Genomic DNA, 19490 nt, shown 5'->3' with positions numbered 1-19490 from the left:
CAAAAAAATGGTTATTTTTCAACCAGTCACGGAAAAAATAGGCCTAACCTTACTCCGAGCCGGGCTCTTGCTCAAGTCATTGTGATGAAAAAGCCGGGCGCTGAACGCCCGACTTTGGTATAGACCGTATGGCAACTGAACGAATGTCATAACCATACTAATGAAAGGATCAACCCGTATTGCGCATACCGGCCGCAATACCGGCCATCGTCACTTTTAACGCCCGCTCTACTTCTTTACTGACTACATCCTGATCCTGCCGTTCGCGATAAAGCAATTCGGCCTGCAGGTAGTGCAACGGATCGGTATAGGGATTACGTACGCTCATGGAGTGCTGTAAGGCCAGATTATCCTGTAACAAACTCTGCTGGTCTTTAATCGCCAGAACCAGATCGCGGATTTTTTGTAAACGGATACGCAGCTGGCTGCCCAACGGCTGCAGTTCAGCCTCAACCAGACGCCCCTCATAATACTGGGCAATGGCCGGATCGGCTTTCGAGATCACCATTTCCAGCATATCAATATAGGTGCGGAAAAACGGCCACTGTGCATACATCGATTGCAATTGCGGCAACTCGCCATTATTAACCGGCTGTGCCAGAGCTTCATCCGAACCTAGCCAGGCTGGCAGCATTAAGCGCATTTGCGTCCAGGCAAAAATCCATGGGATCGCACGCAGGGTTTCAATGCCGCCACCGCTTTTACGGCGCGCCGGGCGACTGCCTAATGACAATTTACCCAATTCCTGTTCCGGCGTTGCGGCGCGGAAATAACGCACAAAGTCCGGCGTATCGCGCACCATGGCGCGGTAAGATTTAACGCCAGCGCTGGCCAGTTGCTCCATACGCTCACGCCATTGCGGTTGTGCCGCTTCCGGCGGTAACAGATTCGCTTCCAATACCGCAGAAACGTAAACCTTGAGGTTACGTACCGCCACCTCCGGCATGCCGAATTTAAAGCGGATCATTTCCCCCTGTTCCGTGACCCGCAGGCCACCTAATACCGACCCCGGCGGCTGCGATAAAATCGCCCGGTGAGCAGGACCGCCACCGCGGCCAACACTGCCGCCACGACCATGAAATAAACGCAGCTTAATGCCTTTATCCTGTGCCGTTTTTGACAGTGCTTCCTGCGCCCGGTATTGCGCCCAGACAGCAGCCAGTTGGCCGGCATCCTTAGACGAATCGGAATAGCCAATCATGACTTGCTGATGGCCTTTGCAGTACTGCCGATACCAATCCACCGACCAGAGTTTTTCCATGCGCGGTGCCGATTGTTCAAGATCGCTGAGGGTTTCAAATAACGGCACCACCGGCATGTGGTCACGCACACCACTGGCCTGTAATAACAAGGCTACCGCCAGAATATCCGACGGCTCACTGGCCATGGAAATAATGTAACAGGACACACCATCACCGGCGCGGGTCGCCAGCACACTCATAGTATCGAGCACTTCCTGCGCCTCGGCACTGGGTGCCCAGCGCGTTGGAATTAACGGGCGGCGGGATGCGAGTTCATTCAGCAGGAACTGTTGTTTCTTTTCTTCATCCCAGGCTTTGTAATCACCCCAGTTATAAAAGGCGCAGATTTCCTGCAGCACATCGGCATGACGGGTCGATTCCTGGCGCACATCGAGTTTCACCAACGCCAAACCAAAACAGGCGACCCGGCGCAGGGTATCCAACAGAAAACCATTAGCGACCGTATCCAGTCCCTGCTCAATCAGGCTGTGATAACAGAGCATTAATGGCTGCAGTAATTCATCGTCTTCCTGTAATGGCTCACACTCAGTGTCTGCGCCACGGGCTTTGGCTGCGGCCCAGAGTTTGGTCTGCTCGAGACGATGACGCAGTTGATGCATACAGGCACGGTAAGGTTCGTGCTGATTTTCCGGATAAGCGCGGCGTAATTCTGCCGAAGCAGCGGTCATCGACAATTGCATGCCCAGTTGTTCGATATCACGCAGGAATAAATCCGCCGCCATCCAGCGTGCCAGAAATAAAACCTCACGGGTAACGGCAGAAGTGACATTCGGATTGCCGTCACGGTCACCGCCCATCCACGAAGAAAACCGTACCGGAGCCGCCGTCAGTGGTAATGCGCTGCTGCCACGCTGGCGCAGTTCATCATCAAGGTTGCGTAATAATTGTGGCACCGCATACCAGAGCGAATTTTCAATCACCGCAAAGCCCCACTTGGCTTCATCCACCGCCGTCGGCCGTACCTGGCGGATTTCATCGCTGTGCCAGATTTCTTCCACCACCGAGGCCAGCTGTTGCTCTATTTCCAGTAATTGCGGATGACCATCACGCAGGTCATCGCGCTGCTGTAACAAACGGGCAATCAGATCGTATTTCTGAATCAGGGTACGGCGGGTAATTTCGGTCGGATGAGCGGTGAGCACCAGCTCAATATTAACATCGGCCACTTTCTGGCTGAGATCCAGCCCGGCGATGCCTTTCTGTTGTAAGCGGTCGAGCAGGCTGCTGAACATTTGCTCGACATCGTCGTGCAGAAAATCGCTGCGCCGCCAGCTGGCACCGTGCTGCTGCTCGGCAATATTGGCCAGATTAAGGAACTGATTAAAACCACGCACCACCGGCACCAGCGCATCATCCGGCATGGTTTTCAAAAGTGCCAGTAACCGGTCGCGTTCAGCATCATCACCATTACGGGCTTTTTTGGCCTGCTTACGAATATCTTCAATACGCTTAAGCATGCTGCTGCCGTACTGATTTTCGATGGTTTTACCCAGCAGGTTGCCTAACAGTTTCACTTTGTCGCGTAACAAAGCATCCAATTCAAAAGCATCCGTCGCGCTCATAACCACTCCTGTCAGATCGTTTTATTCAGTGTGCGGAAAAACAGACAGATAGCAAGAGAACAGAGTTACTCAACGCGGCTTTAACAGGATTTTGGTAACACTTTGTTTAATGGCAGGCCGGAGTGTTTTTTTCATTCTATTCTGATTAAACAGCCAGAGAAAAAGGACATCCGATGAAAGCTTCTGAATTATTACGCCACTGGGAAAAAGAATTTGGCGAGCCGCTGAGCGCCACCCACTATGAGTTACCGTTAAACGTCAAAGACGCCGCACGGCTGGAGGCTCTGGCCGAAATGTTTCCCGGCAGCAGCAAAGAGCGCATTCTGCGTGATTTGGTCAGTGCTGCATTATCCGACCTGACCAGCGGCTTTCCGTATGTAGCCGGCGATAAAGTGGTTGCTCAGGATGAGGAAGGTTATCCGGTGTTTGAAGATATCGGGCCAACGCCGCAATTTCTGCAACTGACCCGTAAACATCTGAACAGCCTGCAAAAAGGCAAGCACTAAGCAGTACTGCCGTCAGTGGTTCTCCTTCTGTTTGGCACGTTGCCAGGCGGCTTCCATCTCAGCGGCACTGGCTTTGTCCCAGCCGCCGAGCTGCTCAACCTGCGCTTCCACCACCGCAAAACGTGAGCAAAAACGGGTGTTGGTACCGCGCAGTGCCACTTCGGCATCGACCTTTAAGTGCCGCGCCAGATTACTGACTGCAAATAACAGGTCGCCTACTTCGTGTTCGAGACGTTCTGGATCGGCTCCGGCAATTTCTGCCTCGACCTCAGCCAGCTCTTCACGGATTTTATCCAGCACACCCTGCACATCCGGCCAATCAAAGCCGACCCTGGATGCTTTTTTCTGCAGTTTGACGGCCCGGTTAAGTGCCGGCAAAGTGACCGGCACATCGGCCAGTAACCCGTCGGTTGTATTCTGTGCCGCCGGTTTGAGCGCTTTTTCCTGCTGCTTAATCCGATCCCAGTTGGCATTAATTTCCGCTTCTTCCGGGCTGACAGACGGATCGCGTTCGCTGTGCAGCGTTCCCTGTGGGAAAACATGAGGATGACGACGGATCAGTTTTTCGACCAGACGGTGAATGATCGAATTGAGATTAAACTGCCGTTGCTCGTCCCCCATCTGGCCGTAAAAGATCACCTGAAATAACAAATCCCCCAACTCTTCTTCCAGATGAGGCCAGTCCTGACGCTCAATCGCATCAGCCACTTCATAAGCTTCTTCCAGCGTATGCGGCAGAATAGTGGCGAAATCCTGTTTCAGATCCCAGGGACAACCCGTTTGCGGATCACGCAAACGGCGCATCAGATACAGCAGGTCATCAAGGCAGTAACTCATGAACCATGACCTCCACGCACCCGGCGGGCGGATACGACGTTAGGCAGCTGAGCAATTTTACTCATCAGCCGGGCAAAGCGTTCCAGGCTTTCCACTTCAACGGTCAGCTGCATATTGGCGGTATTTTCGCCCTGATTGGACTGGGTATTCACCGATATCACATTGATGCGTTCGTTAGCCAGCACCGAGCTGACATCACGCAGCAGACCGGTGCGGTCGTATGCCTGAATGAGCATATCCACCGGATACGTGCTGTTCGGCTTATTCCCCCAGCTCACCTGCAACAAGCGTTGCGGCTCTACCGCTTCAAGGTGCAGCAGGTTGTCGCAATCACTGCGATGCACCGTGACACCACGGCCAACGGTGATATAACCGCGGATATCGTCACCCGGTACCGGCTGGCAGCATTGAGCCAACTGGGTTAACAGATTGCCGACACCGTCGATATAAATGTCGTCCGCTTTGGTATTACGCTCTGCGTGCTCCGGTTTGCGCGACAGCGGCAGCTCCTGCTGACTGTTGCCGGCATCGGACTTTTTCAGCACGGTGTGCACAATCTGGCCGACGCGCAGATCACCGGCCCCCACAGCAGCAAACATATCGTCGACCGACTTCATGTTCATGTCTTTGGCAACATCGGTCAGCGGTTCGTTTACCAGATCAAGGCGATCCAGTTCGCGCAATACCAGCTGGCGGCCTTCATCGATATTCTGATCGCGCGCCTGCAGCTTAAACCAGTGCGCCACTTTGGCGCGCGCACGGGTGGTGTGAATATAACCGGATTCCGGATACAGCCAGTCGCGGCTCGGGTGCGCATTGGCGTTGGTCAGAATCTCGACCTGTTCGCCATTTTTCAGCAAATAGGTCAGCGGTACGATACGGCCATTCACTTTCGAACCACGGCACTTATTACCGACTTCGGTGTGCACGCGATAGGCAAAATCCACCGGTGTAGCGCGTGGCGGCAAATCGACCACATGACCTTCCGGTGTAAAGACGTAGATACGATCAGGGTTGATGTCAGCCCGTAACTCACCCACCAGCTCCGGTAAATCGTCCAGCTCTTCGTGCCATTCTAGTACCTGCCGCAACCAGGCGATTTTCTGTTCATAGCCCTGATCTTTGGCGCTGGTGTCGGTGCCCTTATAAAGCCAGTGCGCACAGACGCCCAGCTCGGCATCTTCGTGCATATTGTGGGTTCGGATCTGAACTTCCAGCACCTTGCCTTCCGGACCCACAACCGCGGTATGCAGCGAGCGGTAACCGTTCTCTTTCGGATTCGCGATGTAGTCATCAAACTCGTTGGGAATATGACGCCAGAGCGTATGCACAATCCCCAGTGCGGCGTAACAATCACGCAGCTCCGGCACCAGAATACGCACCGCGCGGATATCGTAAATCTGCGAGAAATCGAGATTCTTACGGCTCATCTTCCGCCAGATGCTGTAGATATGTTTGGCGCGGCCGTAGACGTCGCATTTGATACCGGCACCCAGCAGGTCATCGCGCAGGCGCTGTACCACGGTTTCGATATAGTCCTGACGGGCAAGGCGCTTTTCATCCAGCAGGCCGGCAATCTTCTTATAGGCTTCCGGCTGCATATAGCGGAACGCCAGATCCTCAAGCTCCCACTTCAGATGACCAATACCCAGACGATGGGCCAGCGGCGCGTAGATATTGAAGACTTCTTCGGCGACCTTGCGGCGTTTGTCTTCCGGGCCATCTTTTACCGCCCGGATGGCCGAGGTCCGCTCAGCCAGCTTGATCAGCGCCACACGTACATCATCGATCATCGCCACCAGCATTTTACGCAGGTTCTCAACCTGCGCCTGACGCTGGCCCAGCACCACTTCATCACGGGAGTTCTGGATTGCGCTGATCGCCGCCATGCGCAGCACGCCTTCGATCAGCTTGGCCACTTCGGCGCCGAAATCGCGCTCGACCCGTTGCAACGCCAACCGGCCTTCACGCACCGCACGGTACAGAATGGCAGCCACCAGCGATTCGGTATCCAGACGCAGATCGAGCAGAATCTGCGCCATCTCAATACCCATCTGCACACTGTCGATCGACCAGTAGGTACGGTTCACAATGGCTTCATCTGACAACTGTTTGGCCAGTGTCAGGGCACGCCCGAGTGTTTCCGGGTCTTTTACATCGTACGCCTGCTGGATACTGTCCAGCCAACGTGAAACATCGAGCGATCCATCATGTAACAACGGATGATCATCTCTGACCTTAACCATGACGTTTAGCCTTTCTTTCCAGTAATACCATGGTTTCTACATGGTGTGTCTGCGGAAACATATCCATGATTCCCGCCTGCCGGACCTGATAACCGGCCGCCGCCAGCACATTAAGATCCCGTGCCAGAGTCGCCGCATCACAGGATACGTACAGAATACGTGGTACCCGACGCGCAATAAGTTCGTTCATAACGCCGGCGGCCCCCGCCCGTGGCGGGTCGAGCAGCACGGCATCAGGCTCGGGCAAATCAGCCAATCCGCCCGCGCCGCTTAAATCGGCCTGAATCGCTTGCAAAGGTAAGGCCAGATTGGACGCCTGTGCGGCCAGACTGTCTACCATACTTTGCTCTACCTCCACCGCCAGTACCTGCTGCGAGCGTTTCGCCAGCGGCATACTGAAGTTGCCATGACCGGCAAACAGATCCCAGATCACTTCATCAGCACCGGGCTGCAGCCAGTGCAGCGCCTGCTGCACCATGGCACGATTGACCGCGCCATTGACCTGCACAAAGTCGCTGAGTTCCAGCCGCAGTGCCAGATCATCAACCTGATGATGCAAAGGCTCAGCCTGTTCTGGCCACAGCAGCTGCGCCGGCGCATCGCGTTCGCTTTTCAGCCACAGCTGTAACGGCAGCAGGCCATCCATATTGAGCCCGGCGGCAAAGCTGCACAGTTTTTTCTCATCGCCCGGCGATAAAGGTTTCAGAATGCGCAATACCAGTGCCAGCGCGTTATCGGCGGCAATGGCTTCAATCTGGGTAATGACTGCCCGAGCATCAAGGCGGTTAATCTGTTCACGCCAGGCTGCCCAGTCGAGGGCCGGGTGTTCGGGCAGCACCAGACAACGGTCAACATTGCTGATATGCGCAGACGAGGCTTCGCGGAAGCCAACAAAGTTCTCGCGGCTGTCTTTGCTATAACGCACACCGAGGCGCGCTTTGCGGCGATAGTGCCAGGGCTCCGCCACAATCGGCGCCGACCACTCTGGCACCTCAACGCCCTGACGGCTCAGCTCACGCGCCACGCGTTCCTGCTTAAAAGCCACCTGCGCGTCATAGGCCAGGTGCTGCAGGTCACAGCCACCACAACGTTGGTAATGCGGACAGTCGGGGGTTACGCGATCGGGGGAGGTTTTGATCAGGTTCAGCAAACGGGTCTGCCACACCTTGCGGCGGCGGCCATCGAGCACCACTTCGGCTTCTTCGCCGGGCAAAGCACCGGGAACGAAATAGACATCGCGACCCAGCCGCGCCACCCCTTCCCCTTCCGAGGTCAGGTTATCCACCGACAGCGTCAGGCGCCGTTGTTTATCTGCTGGTTTCACCAGGCACTCCTTTAATGACCAGCCAGTATCATGCACAGCAGCACGACGTGGCATCTGGCGCACAAGATTGGGGCAAAGTGGGGGATATTCAAGGGCTGAGAAGGAACAAATACAGCGTCCGGTGGCTGATATGCAGCAGCCACCGACAAACACGATCAGGCCTGCGGGGCGAAAACACCGGAAGACAGGTAACGGTCACCGCGGTCACAGATAATGGCCACGATGGTCGCGTTTTCCAGCGTTTGTGCCAGACGCAAAGCACCGGCCACCGATCCGCCAGAAGAAACGCCGCAGAAGATACCTTCGCGCCGTGCCAGCTCACGCATGCAGTGTTCGGCTTCCTGTTGGCTGATATCCATCACCAGATCCACCTGACGGGCATCATAGATAGTCGGCAGATATTCCACCGGCCAGCGACGGATTCCGGGAATGGCGGCACCATCCGCCGGCTGCAGACCAACAATCTGTACTGCCGGATTCTGTTCCTTCAGGTAACGCGAGGTTCCCATAATGGTTCCCGTGGTACCCATCGAGCTGACAAAGTGGGTGATGCGCCCGCCGGTCTGCGCCCAGATTTCCGGCCCGGTGCTGTGATAATGCGCTTCAGGGTTGTCGCCGTTGCCGAACTGATTCAGCACCTTGCCTTCACCACGGGCCTCCATCGCCAACGCCAGATCGCGCGCGCCTTCCATGCCGCTGTCGACCAGGATCAACTCAGCACCATAGGCCTCCATCGCCCAGCGCCGTTCCATGGTGGCGCTGTCAGGCATAATCAGAATCATGCGGTAGCCTTTAATGGCAGCCGCCATCGCCAGCGCGATACCGGTATTGCCACTGGTGGCTTCAATTAAGGTATCACCGGGCTGAATATCACCGCGCTGCTGCGCACACTCAATCATCGATAATGCCGGGCGATCTTTTACCGATCCGGCCGGATTATTACCTTCCAGCTTGAGCAGAATGGTGTTGCTGCTGTCGGCTGGCAACAGACGCTGCAGACGCACCAGCGGTGTATTGCCCACACAATCGGCGATGGTCGGGTACTGAATATCGGTCACGGCGATCTCTACTTATAACCAAAGAGCGCGTAGTTTACCTTTGCACCTCACCTGAACGTAATATCAATTGGTGATTTCGTTATATCGCAGTGCAGACCAACAAGCCGCATTGAAGGCTGCGATTGCACCCATCCGGCGCGCCCTTTACTCTACGGCTTTATCTTTCTTTAAGTTGTGTGCATGAAAAACTGGACCATCCAGAGCCGTATTCTGTTTCTGGCCTTACTGCCCGGCGTTATCGTCTCGGTGGTGCTGGGTATTTTCTTTATGGCCGAGCGTGCGCGCGACCTGAATGACTTACTCGATCAGCGTTCACTGGCGATGGCCAAACAGCTGGCTCCTACCTGCGAATACGGTGTCATGACCGGCAATGTCGGCATCCTGCAAAACATCGCCAACAATATGCTGGAAGAAAAAGACGTCCGCTCGGTCAGTATTTATAACCAGGATGTAGAGATCCTTGCCCACTCCGGCCCGAAGATGCTGACCGAACGTATTGGCTCAGCCGAGCTGCAGGATAACCAGCTACAACTGCTGCGCACCGAAGGCTCGGTGCGTGTCCGCGCGCCGATTTTTGCCCAGAACCTGGTCATTCCTGACCAGCTGTCTGATCAGTTTTATGCTGAGGAAAGCCGCCAGATCAAACTGCTGGGCTGGGCCGAGCTGGAGCTGTCGAATGCCAATACCCAGCTGATGCGCTATCAGCATATTGCCTCCTCTCTGAGCGTCATCCTGCTGGCTCTGCTGACCTGTACCTTTGTTGCTATCCGCCTCAGCCGTCAGGTGTCGGAACCGATGAGCAACATTGTTAAAGCCATTGGCGATTTAGAAGACGGCAAGCTCGAAAGCCGTGTTCATATCAACAGTGGTGGCGAATTCCAGCAACTGGCTTCCGGTATCAATGCGATGGCCAGCGCGTTGCAACGCGTCAATACAGAACACCAACACAATCTGGAGCAGGCAACACAGGATCTGCAGGAAACCCTGGATGAAATGGAGATCCGTAACCGGGAGCTGGCCATCGGCCGTAAAGAAGCACTGGAAGCCAGCCGCATGAAATCCGAGTTTCTGGCCAACGTCAGCCATGAAATCCGCACCCCGCTTAATGGCATTATCGGTTTCAGTGACCTGCTGGTGCGCACCCGGGTTGATGAGCGCCAGGCCGACTATCTGGATACCATCCGTAAGTCCTCCGGCGATCTGCTGAACATCATCAACGATATCCTTGATCTGTCTAAGATTGATGCCGGTAAACTCATTATTGAACACACCAGCTTCAATCTGCGTGACGTTGTGGAAGACGTACTCACGGTACTGGCCCCCGAAGCCTTTAACAAAGGCCTGGAACTGAACCATCTGATTTATTCTGACGTACCGCTGCAGGTTGAAGGCGACCCGTTACGTCTGAAGCAGGTGCTGACCAACCTGATCAACAACGCTATTAAATTTACCGAACGCGGCAACGTCAGTGTGCGTGCATCGCTGATTAACCAGGGCGATAACCGCGCCAGCATCAAGTTTGAAATTCAGGATTCCGGTATCGGCATGACCGACGCCCAGATCAGCAAAATATTTACCGCCTTTACCCAGGCGGATGCCAGCACCGCACGCCAGTTTGGCGGCACCGGGCTGGGACTGATTATCTCCCGCGCATTGGTTGAAGCCATGCACGGTGAAATTCTGGTCAGCAGCCATGAGGGCCGTGGCTCGACGTTCAGTTTCCATATCAAAGTCGGTGTAGCCGAGACGCAGGTAACCAACCAGCCGCCAGCGTTAAGTGGCTATCAGGTCGCCCTGCTGGAACCCTCGTTACTCAACCGGATGAATACCGGCGCGCTGCTCAATCAATGGCAGGTCGAACATCACGACTGTGAGAACCGCCAGCAGCTGCTGGAATTGCTGACCAATAACGAACACAACCTGCAGGCGCTGATTGTTGCCGTCAGCCGTCAACACATTAACGACCCGCAACAACGGCTGTTTATGCAGCAGTTAACGCAATATCAGCTGCCACTGATCACGCTGATCGACAGTGTCAGCCACGAGCATCTCGACCAGCTCAAACAACAGGGCGCCAGCCTCAGTATCAGTCAGCCATTTCTGCATCAGCGCTTGTATCAGGCGCTGCGCCGTGCTCTTGGCAAGGACACCAGCGAAGCCTCTGATCACAATCCGGCAGCGCCAGGAACCCTCCCTTTACGCGAGCCCCCCTGCGTACTGGCGGTGGACGATAACAGCGCCAACCTGAAACTGGTGGTGACGTTATTACAGGAACTGGGAATCCGGGTCATTGCCGCCAGCAATGGTCGCGATGCCATTGATATCGTGCAGCTGCAAGCTGTCGATATGGTTTTTATGGATATTCAGATGCCAGGCATGAATGGCCTGGAAGCCACCGAGCAAATCCGCATGCTGCCGGGCCGAGGCTCACTGCCGATTATCGCGCTCACCGCTCATGCCATGGCCGATGAAAAAGAAGCATTGATTAAAGCCGGCATGAACGACTACCAGACCAAACCCATCAGTCAGGAACAGCTGTCGGCCTGCGTTGAACGCTGGACCGGTTATCGTTCGCTCAGCCAAGCTGCAGTGGCAGAAACACCAGCGCCATCGAAAAGCCAGTGCGAGTGGGTCTTTGATGCCGCCACAGCCCTGCGCCACGCCAATCATAAAGTCGATCTGGCCCAGGATATGTTCCGCATGCTGCTCGACTCGCTGCACAACGATATGCAGCACATTGTCGATGCCTGGGAAGAAGAGGATATGGAAAATCTGCTCGAACGTGTGCACCGGGTTCACGGCGCTACACGCTACTGCGGTGTTCCTTGTCTGCGCAGCACTCTGGAAACCTTTGAAACAGCCTTGAAAGCCAACAAACAGAATGAGTTACCGGCATTGATGCGGCAACTGGTGGAAGATGTTGCCAACCTGCAACAATGGGCGCAAAGCAATGACTGGTCAGCCACACTGATCACCGTGGCCGCCGAGCGGGCGGATCATACTCTGGTCAGCAACGCCTGACGCTAGCTCAGCAAAGCAAAGGCCTGAATCCACTCACCCTCATCCGACAAACTCACCAACGCCCGCTGCCCGCCCAGAGCCTGTAAGCGCTCGGCGGCGGCACCCTGCAACAGCACGTGCGGCGCGCCCAGATCATCGCGCAGCACTTGCAGCTGCTGAAACCCCACGCCTTTGGCAATACCGGTGCCCAGTGCTTTGGCCAGTGCTTCTTTGGCCGCATATTGCTTGGCCAGAAAGTTGAGCGGATTGGCCCGCGAGCGATACAACGCCTGCTCCGCAGGGGTCAGAATACGCTGCACAAAGCGCTCACCGTGACGCGCCAGCGCCTGTTCGATGCGACGGCTATCGAGCAGATCGGTGCCGATGGCGATCACCCCCGGCACCTGCTGAAAGGCTTCAGCCTGCGTCATGATCAACCACCATCAACCGCGGTTTGTTGCCGCAGCCAGCAGGTCACGCATTTCGCGCACCGCTTCTTTCAGGCCAACGAACAGTGCCCGCGCAACAATGGCGTGGCCGATGTTAAGCTCATTCATGCTGGGGATCGCCGCAATCGCTTCGACATTGTGATAATGCAGACCGTGACCGGCGTTCACAATCAGACCGCGCTCGTGCGCATAGGCAGCAGCGTCCTGAATACGCTTCAGCTCAAGCTGCTGCTCTGCTTCCGTTTTGGCATCGGCGTAGCGTCCGGTATGCAGTTCAATCACCGGTGCGCCAACGCGCAGAGTGGCATCAATCTGGGAGAAATCCGGGTCGATAAACAACGACACTTCACTGTTAATGGCTTGCAGTCGCGCCACCGCTGCACGGATATGAGCTTCCTGACCAATTACATCCAGACCGCCTTCGGTGGTCAGCTCTTCGCGTTTTTCCGGCACCAGACAGGTACAGGGCGGGCAGATTTCTTCAGCCAGCTCGAGCATGGCCTCGGTCACGGCCATTTCCAGATTCATGCGCGTGGATAAGGTTTCCGCCAGCACATAGACGTCACGCGTCTGAATATGGCGGCGATCTTCACGCGGGTGAATGGTGATGCCGTCTGCACCGGCTTCTTCGGCCAGAAATGCGGCCTGAACCGGGTCCGGATAAATGGTGCCGCGCGCCTGACGCAAGGTGGCAACGTGGTCGATATTGACGCCCAGCAGGACGCGTTGAGCATTTTTCACGGGGACTTCCCTCTTGTCTGAATGGGCTTTTAGAGATTGGGCTGAGTTACATTCCGGATTGAAACAGCTCACGGCTGACCAGTGGCCGCTCCAGCAGGTCTTCCAGTGCGCAGCGTAACACCTGTTTGGCCGCCGCCCAGCATTGTGGCCGCTGAGCCCGGCCTTGTCCAAGCTCGAGTAAATACTCACCGGGTAACGATGGCGGTTTTATTGGGCTGATCACGGCCGCATCCGACCGTACAAAACCTTCGCGGGCAATAAAGCGGTAGGACTCCTCGGCGGTAATCGGGCGTCCCTCACGATCCTGCTGCCAGGAAAAACCATAACCCAGTGCCTGCAGTAACTGGTATTCGAACAGCCGCAACCAGGGGTCCGGTAATTCGGTGTTTTGCAGGCCTTCGAGGGTTTTGGCGTAGGTAAGAAACAGCTCTGGCTGAGCTTCATGGCGCGGCAGCAGGCGCACCAGTAATTCGGCGAGGTACAGACCGCAATACAGGTTACGGCCTTGCAGGGAATAGGTCTGCAGACTGCGCAGTCCGCGCAGTTGTGGCCAGTCTTCGGCATGAGCCCAGTCGCCCTGATAGCGCTGGTGTAAATCGGCAGCGGGTTGCGTGCGGCCAGCCACCACACTCAGCCGCCCCTGCCCGGCGCTGAAAATATCCAGCAGCCATTCCTGCTCGCGCAGGGGCTGACGCTGCAATACAAACAGCGTTTTCATGGCTAGCCGATGCGGTCGTCGTAACCCAGACTGCGCAGTGCGCGCTCGTCGTCGGACCAGCCCGCTTTGACTTTAACCCACAGCTTAAGCATGACTTTGCAGTCGAACAGCAGCTCCATATCTTTACGGGCATCCTGACCAATCTGCTTGATACGATAACCACCATCACCAATCACAATGGCTTTTTGCGAGGCACGCTCCACCAGAATCAGCGCGCTGATTTCGATCAGCGTACCGGTGTGCACAAACTCTTCGATTTCAACCGTCATGGCGTAGGGCAGTTCATCGCCCAGCTGGCGCATGATTTTTTCACGCACCAGTTCAGCCGCCAGGAAACGCGAGCTGCGGTCGGTAATCTGATCTTCCGGAAAGAAGTATTGGTTTTCCGGCAGATAGCTTTCAATCAGGTTTTCCAGTCGCTCAATGTTATGGCCGGTCTTGGCGCTGACCGGAATAATCTGATCAAAATTATGACGGCTGCTGAGTTGCTGCAGCACGGGCAGCAATTCTTCTTTTTCACGCACAAAATCGACTTTATTCACCACCAGCACTACCGGTGCACGCTGCGATTTAACCGCCTGCAGAACCATTTCGTCTTCTTCGGTCCAGCGCGTACGGTCAACCAGCATCAGGATCAGGTCGACGTCTTTTACCGCCGTGGTGGCCGCTTTGTTCATATAGCGGTTAATCGCCTTTTCCTGATGCTTATGCATTCCCGGAGTATCGACATATACCACCTGCACATCACCCTCGGTTTTAATGCCCAGAATCTGGTGGCGGGTCGTCTGCGGCTTACGCGAGGTGATGGATAATTTCTGCCCGAGAATACGATTCAGCAGCGTGGATTTGCCCACATTCGGGCGGCCAACGATGGCGACATAGCCGGTACGTTGCGTCATTGTTTTTCCTCTCCTGCGTCATGCGCAAGTTCTGCTGAATCATCAATGCCCAGTATCGTTAATACCTGCGCGGCCGCGGTTTGTTCGGCACCGCGACGGCTGCTGCCCAGAGCGACTATAGCGTTATCCAGCTCAGGGATGCGGCATTCGACGGTGAAAACCTGCTCATTGGTCGGGCCTTCTACACTCATAACGTCATATTTGGGCAGGCTGGATTTACGTGCCTGCTGGTATTCCTGCAAACGGGTTTTAGGATCTTTAATCGGGTCTTCCAGCGTTAAGGCATCCAGACGGGTCGCGTACCAGGACAGAATACGCTCGCGTGCCGCTTCCAGGCCACTGTCGAGATACATAGCGCCAATTAACGCTTCTACGGTATCGGCCAGAATAGAATCACGACGGTGCCCACCGCTTTTTAATTCGCCGGAACCCAGCAATAAAAAGTCGCCAAGATCAAACTCACGGGCAATGATGGCCAGCGTTTCGCCTTTTACCATGCGCGCGCGTAAACGACTCAGCTTGCCTTCTTTCGCCTGCGGAAAACGGCGGTACAGATCGTCGGCGACGACAAAATTGAGGATGGAATCACCGAGAAACTCCAGCCGTTCATTATTGCTGATGCCTTTGCTGCGGTGTGTAAGCGCCAGCATCACCAGCGATTCATCGCGAAAGCTGTAACCCAGGCGCTGGGATAATTTAACGAGGGGATTATTCACTGAGTAAAATCTTTCTGTTGATAAAAACGCACAACCAGGTCGATATTACCGAACAGAGTACCGCGTTGTTCATAGGGCCAGTCGAGGGTAAGCCCACGGTTACTGGTATGAATATTAAGATCATCAAAAGCCATCCGGATATCGTTCTTACTGAGCCGTTCTTCGAGCAGCTTTTTTAGTTGATTCGGACGGGTATCGCTTTTGACATCGCCGGACTCGTACATCGTATTGATGATGGTCGTCAGCATCTGGTTCTGCCAATACATTGGCACTAACGTAATGGCCGCTTTAACAAAAACGATGGCAATAAAAACGACCACCAATACCGATATAAAAGACATTCCACGCTGACGACGCATATTAATCATCCACTCTCAGAACGGCGAGGAAGGCAGACTGTGGAATTTCCACGTTGCCGATTTGTTTCATACGTTTTTTACCTTCTTTCTGCTTCTGCAGCAGTTTTTTCTTACGGCTGACGTCACCACCATAACATTTGGCGGTTACGTTCTTACGCAGCGCTTTAACCGTCGTACGGGCAACGACCTGATTGCCCATCGCAGCCTGAATCGCCACGTCGAACATCTGCCGCGGAATCAGTTCTTTCATTTTTTCGGTCAGCGACGCACCACGGCGGCGAACGTTATCACGGTGCATAATCACCGCCAGTGCATCCACCCGCTCACCATTCACCAACACATCCAGACGCACCAATGGTGCTTCCTGGAAGCGGACAAAGTTGTAATCCAACGAGGCGAAACCACGACTGGCGGATTTCAGACGGTCAAAGAAATCCATCACCACTTCGGCCAGCGGAATTTCATATTTCAACGCCACCTGAGACCCGGTGTACTGCATATCAATCTGCACACCGCGCTTTTCGATACACAGCGTAATCACGTTACCCAGATACTCTTGCGGCACCAGAATATTGCATTCGGCAATCGGCTCGCGCATTTCTTCAATCACGCCGGGATCAGGCAGCTTAGACGGGTTATCCACCATCAGCACTTCGCCTTTTCTGTTCAGCACCTCGTAAATTACCGTCGGTGCTGTCGTGATCAGGTCAAGATCGTATTCACGCTCAAGACGCTCCTGAATGATTTCCATGTGCAGCATACCGAGGAAGCCACAACGGAAACCGAAGCCCAGAGCATCGGAATTTTCCGGCTCATAAAACAAAGATGCATCGTTCAGCGACAGCTTTTCCAGCGCATCACGGAAGGCTTCAAAATCATCGGAAGACACCGGGAATAAACCGGCATACACCTGGGGTTTTACCTTCTGGAAGCCCGGCAGCGCATCCACATCGGGGAATTTTGTGCTGACGATGGTATCGCCCACCGGCGCACCATGAATGTCTTTAATGCTGCCGACCATATAACCCACTTCGCCGGTTCCCAGCTCACCGGTTGCCGTCATCTTGGGGGTGAAGATACCAATGCCGTCCACCAGGTGGTCGCGGCCGGTGGATTTCATGCGGATTTTGTCGCCTTTCTTGATGCTGCCGTTCTTCACCCGGATCAGGGAAACAACGCCCAGATAAGAATCGAACCAGGAATCAATGATCAGCGCCTGTAACGGCGCATCCGGGTCTCCTTCCGGCGGCGGGATATTAGCCACCAGATCTTCCAGCACATCTTCGATATTCAGACCGCTTTTCGCGCTGCAACGCACGGCATCGGTTGCATCCAGACCGATAATCTCTTCGATTTCCTGTGCCACTTTATCCGGATCGGCCTGCGGCAGATCCATCTTGTTCAGAACCGGGCGAACTTCCAGCCCCTGCTCAATGGCGGTATAACAGTTGGCGACCGACTGGGCTTCAACGCCCTGAGCGGCATCCACCACCAGCAACGCCCCTTCACAGGCCGACAGCGAGCGGCTGACTTCGTAGCTGAAGTCAACGTGTCCCGGGGTATCAATAAAGTTCAGCTGGTAAACCTCACCATTGCGGGCTTTATAGTCCAGCGTCACGCTCTGGGCTTTGATGGTAATGCCACGCTCACGCTCAATATCCATTGAATCCAGTACCTGCGCCTGCATTTCCCGGTCGGAAAGGCCGCCACATACCTGAATAAAACGATCTGAAAGAGTGGATTTGCCGTGGTCGATATGGGCAATGATGGAAAAGTTACGAATGTGGTCCAGCTGGCTCACAGAATACAACCCGGTTGTTAATTGAAATGGTGGGCGATTTTACTTGAAAGGCGGGGTAAAGGCTATTTTGTACGCTATCTGGCGCAGGTTATGTTGGCTGACAGCCATAAACGACGAAGCCCGGTGAGAACCGGGCTTCGTCGTTTATGGCAATTACTCAGTAATCCGCAGCGGGATAAACATGGCCGCACCGCGGCGCACAATGCGCATCGGCACACTGCGATTAGCCGGGATACCGGCCACCACACGATCAAATTCTTCCATGTTGCGTACCGGTTCACCGGCAATCATGGTAATGACGTCACCGTTGACCAGGCCAGCAAACGCCGCCGGACCACGTTTCACATCACGCACGACCACGCCATCACCGACGCTTTTACGCTGCGCTTCGGAAAGCTCGCTGACCACCACACCCAGACGGTTACTGGTGCTTTCTTTCGGACTGGCATTGTTCAGTGCCAGTTCCGCGCCATCGCCATCCGGCAGCACACCAATGGTTACGTTGATTTTCTTACGCTTACCGTTGCGCACCACGTCCAGCTTAACGCTGCTGCCCGGCTTCACCCGTCCGACCTGATGCGGCAGATCGGACGACAGATAAATTGACTTGCCGTTGAAGTGGGTAATGATGTCGCCATTTTTCAGGCCGGCCGCTTCCGCCGGACTGCCAGGCACAATCTGTGCGACCAGCGCACCGGCTGCTTTTTCCAGACCAAAGGACTCCGCCAGATCTTTGCTGACCTCCTGAATCACCACACCCAGCCAGCCGCGGCTGACTTTGCCTTTATCTTTCAGCTGATCAGCAACATCCATGGCCACATTGATGGGAATAGCAAAGGACACCCCCATAAAACCGCCGGAACGGGTGTAGATCTGGGAGTTGATACCCACGACTTTGCCATCCAGATTAAACAGCGGGCCGCCGGAGTTGCCGGGGTTGATAGCCACGTCGGTCTGTATAAAGGGGACATAATTTTCGTTCGGCAGGCTGCGGCCTTTGGCGCTGACAATACCGGCCGTCACCGAGTAATCAAAACCAAAAGGTGAACCAATGGCGACCACCCACTCGCCGACTTCGAGCGCATCCGAATCGCCGAGTTCCACGATAGGCAGATTCTTGGCTTCGACCTTCAGCAGGGCCAGATCGGAGCTTTCATCGGCACCAATCAATTTGGCTTCCAGCTCACGACGATCATTAAGACGTACAACAATTTCGTCAGCATCTTTGATCACATGATTATTGGTCAGGATGTAGCCATCTTTGGAGACGATAAAACCGGAGCCGAGCGATGCCCGCTCCTGTTCACCGCCACCACGGGGACCCTGCCCCGGCGCACCAAAGAAGTGGCGGAAAATTTCCGGCACATCTTCCGGCAGGCCATAGCGTTGCTGAAAGCCGTTACTCTGCACATGTTGCACGGTACTGATATTAACCACCGCTGGTGAGGTTTCCTTCACCAACTCGCGGAAATCGGGTAGCTCCGCCCGGGCCACAGAGGCCAGTAACAGCAGAGGCAGCACTAACATACGGATCATCTGTGTCATGGTTTTTCCTTGCTCAAACATGTTCTGAGTGGATCATAGGGATTCGTTCACAACCCGGCTTTAACGCCGGTTGCCATTGCGACTGATAACGCTCTGCCAGCCGGCGGGCCAGCATAAAACCCGCACCTAAACCGCCAATGGCGGCCAGACCGGCCCAACCATCGCTGCCCGTCAATTGGCCGGCCACTGCACCGCCAATCAACCCCAGCAATGGCAGGCCGTACATAACCAGAGCACTCAGCGCCAGACTGCCTTGCGGCAGACTGAGCACCACCTGCTGACCAGGCTGAAGTTTCTGTTCGGTGTTAACCCACAGACGCATTGGTCGCCCCAGCTTGCTCATACTGTGCTGGCCACAGCCAGAACGGGCATTGCAGCTGTTGCAGGCGCTGCGCTGGACGGCTTCAACCCAGATACCACCATCGCCCTGCTCTATGACTTCAACGATTTCCTGACTCATCGTCTGT

The 19490-nt window shown here is 55.0% G+C and carries 16 protein-coding genes; 2 read left to right on the top strand and 14 right to left on the bottom strand.

Translation table 11 applies throughout. From position 1 onward, the window contains the following. Positions 1-169: 169 nt before the first annotated feature. Positions 170-2824, bottom strand: a complete 2655-nt coding sequence (gene ppc / locus NYR02_RS17535; RefSeq protein WP_260977648.1) for a phosphoenolpyruvate carboxylase — start codon at positions 2822-2824, stop codon at positions 170-172. Between the two features lie 173 nt (positions 2825-2997). Between ppc and NYR02_RS17530 the strand changes: the two genes are divergently transcribed. Beyond that, positions 2998-3330: a hypothetical protein gene (locus NYR02_RS17530; protein ID WP_260977647.1), complete on the top strand. Its 333-nt coding sequence runs from the start codon at positions 2998-3000 to the stop codon at positions 3328-3330. A gap of 12 nt (positions 3331-3342) precedes the next feature. Here the strand turns inward: NYR02_RS17530 and mazG are convergent, their stop codons facing one another. The 4 genes from mazG to cysM all read right to left on the bottom strand — a co-directional run bounded on the left by mazG (position 3343) and on the right by cysM (position 8786). Then, the gene (gene mazG, locus NYR02_RS17525; RefSeq protein WP_260977646.1) at positions 3343-4167 is read right to left on the bottom strand and encodes a nucleoside triphosphate pyrophosphohydrolase; all 825 of its coding nucleotides are present in this window, start codon (positions 4165-4167) and stop codon (positions 3343-3345) included. Next, positions 4164-6413 carry a GTP diphosphokinase gene (gene relA / locus NYR02_RS17520; protein WP_260977645.1) on the bottom strand — a complete coding sequence of 750 codons (2250 nt, stop codon included), beginning with the start codon at positions 6411-6413 and terminating at the stop codon, positions 4164-4166. Before relA ends, mazG begins: the two co-directional genes overlap by 4 nt. Further along, positions 6406-7737, bottom strand: a complete 1332-nt coding sequence (gene rlmD / locus NYR02_RS17515) for a 23S rRNA (uracil(1939)-C(5))-methyltransferase RlmD (RefSeq protein WP_260977644.1) — start codon at positions 7735-7737, stop codon at positions 6406-6408. The genes relA and rlmD overlap by 8 nt, the downstream gene beginning before the upstream one ends. Before the next feature lie 155 nt (positions 7738-7892). Beyond that, entirely contained in the window at positions 7893-8786 is an 894-nt protein-coding gene (gene cysM, locus NYR02_RS17510) for a cysteine synthase CysM (RefSeq protein ID WP_260977703.1), read from the bottom strand. Positions 8787-8975: 189 nt separating this feature from the next. Here cysM and NYR02_RS17505 point away from each other — a divergent pair, with 189 nt between their 5' ends. Beyond that, a complete protein-coding gene (locus NYR02_RS17505) occupies positions 8976-11816 on the top strand; it encodes a response regulator (RefSeq protein WP_260977643.1) in 2841 nt (946 codons plus the stop codon). Between the two features lie 2 nt (positions 11817-11818). Here the strand turns inward: NYR02_RS17505 and acpS are convergent, their stop codons facing one another. The 9 genes from acpS to NYR02_RS17460 all read right to left on the bottom strand — a co-directional run bounded on the left by acpS (position 11819) and on the right by NYR02_RS17460 (position 19483). After that, on the bottom strand, positions 11819-12226 hold the full coding sequence (gene acpS, locus NYR02_RS17500; protein WP_260977642.1) for a holo-ACP synthase: 408 nt from the start codon (positions 12224-12226) through the stop codon (positions 11819-11821). A gap of 12 nt (positions 12227-12238) precedes the next feature. After that, positions 12239-12985, bottom strand: a complete 747-nt coding sequence (pdxJ, locus tag NYR02_RS17495) for a pyridoxine 5'-phosphate synthase (RefSeq protein WP_260977641.1) — start codon at positions 12983-12985, stop codon at positions 12239-12241. A 46-nt stretch (positions 12986-13031) separates the two neighbouring features. Then, on the bottom strand, positions 13032-13703 hold the full coding sequence (gene recO / locus NYR02_RS17490; RefSeq protein WP_260977640.1) for a DNA repair protein RecO: 672 nt from the start codon (positions 13701-13703) through the stop codon (positions 13032-13034). Between the two features lie 2 nt (positions 13704-13705). After that, complete coding sequence (era, locus tag NYR02_RS17485; RefSeq protein WP_260977639.1) at positions 13706-14602, bottom strand: GTPase Era; 897 nt, start codon at positions 14600-14602, stop codon at positions 13706-13708. Further along, positions 14599-15318: a ribonuclease III gene (rnc, locus tag NYR02_RS17480; protein WP_260977638.1), complete on the bottom strand. Its 720-nt coding sequence runs from the start codon at positions 15316-15318 to the stop codon at positions 14599-14601. Before rnc ends, era begins: the two co-directional genes overlap by 4 nt. Then, positions 15315-15677, bottom strand: coding sequence for a DUF4845 domain-containing protein (locus NYR02_RS17475; RefSeq protein WP_260977637.1), 363 nt, complete (start codon positions 15675-15677; stop codon positions 15315-15317). The genes rnc and NYR02_RS17475 overlap by 4 nt, the downstream gene beginning before the upstream one ends. Before the next feature lies 1 nt (position 15678). After that, entirely contained in the window at positions 15679-17478 is a 1800-nt protein-coding gene (gene lepA / locus NYR02_RS17470; protein ID WP_260977636.1) for a translation elongation factor 4, read from the bottom strand. A gap of 153 nt (positions 17479-17631) precedes the next feature. Next, entirely contained in the window at positions 17632-19014 is a 1383-nt protein-coding gene (locus NYR02_RS17465; RefSeq protein WP_270049678.1) for a DegQ family serine endoprotease, read from the bottom strand. A gap of 22 nt (positions 19015-19036) precedes the next feature. Then, positions 19037-19483, bottom strand: a complete 447-nt coding sequence (locus NYR02_RS17460) for a SoxR reducing system RseC family protein (protein ID WP_260977634.1) — start codon at positions 19481-19483, stop codon at positions 19037-19039. Positions 19484-19490 lie beyond the last annotated feature (7 nt).

It is taken from the genome of Thalassolituus pacificus, from assembly GCF_025318105.1.
In the GTDB taxonomy this organism is placed as follows: Bacteria; Pseudomonadota; Gammaproteobacteria; order Pseudomonadales; family Oceanobacteraceae; genus Venatoribacter; species Venatoribacter pacificus.
Note: the sequence above shows the minus strand (reverse complement) of the source record. Positions and strands in the feature narration are given on the sequence as shown.

Excerpts from the sequence above, each read along its gene's own strand:
- mazG (WP_260977646.1), bottom strand. The coding sequence starts at position 4,167 with ATGAGTTACTGCCTTGATGACCTGCTGTATCTGATGCGCCGTTTGCGT.
- NYR02_RS17465 (WP_270049678.1), bottom strand. The coding sequence starts at position 19,014 with ATGATCCGTATGTTAGTGCTGCCTCTGCTGTTACTGGCCTCTGTGGCC.
- NYR02_RS17530 (WP_260977647.1), top strand. The coding sequence starts at position 2,998 with ATGAAAGCTTCTGAATTATTACGCCACTGGGAAAAAGAATTTGGCGAG.
- relA (WP_260977645.1), bottom strand. The coding sequence starts at position 6,413 with ATGGTTAAGGTCAGAGATGATCATCCGTTGTTACATGATGGATCGCTC.
- NYR02_RS17460 (WP_260977634.1), bottom strand. The coding sequence starts at position 19,483 with ATGAGTCAGGAAATCGTTGAAGTCATAGAGCAGGGCGATGGTGGTATC.
- era (WP_260977639.1), bottom strand. The coding sequence starts at position 14,602 with ATGACGCAACGTACCGGCTATGTCGCCATCGTTGGCCGCCCGAATGTG.
- ppc (WP_260977648.1), bottom strand. The coding sequence starts at position 2,824 with ATGAGCGCGACGGATGCTTTTGAATTGGATGCTTTGTTACGCGACAAA.
- recO (WP_260977640.1), bottom strand. The coding sequence starts at position 13,703 with ATGAAAACGCTGTTTGTATTGCAGCGTCAGCCCCTGCGCGAGCAGGAA.
- NYR02_RS17505 (WP_260977643.1), top strand. The coding sequence starts at position 8,976 with ATGAAAAACTGGACCATCCAGAGCCGTATTCTGTTTCTGGCCTTACTG.
- NYR02_RS17475 (WP_260977637.1), bottom strand. The coding sequence starts at position 15,677 with ATGCGTCGTCAGCGTGGAATGTCTTTTATATCGGTATTGGTGGTCGTT.
- acpS (WP_260977642.1), bottom strand. The coding sequence starts at position 12,226 with ATGACGCAGGCTGAAGCCTTTCAGCAGGTGCCGGGGGTGATCGCCATC.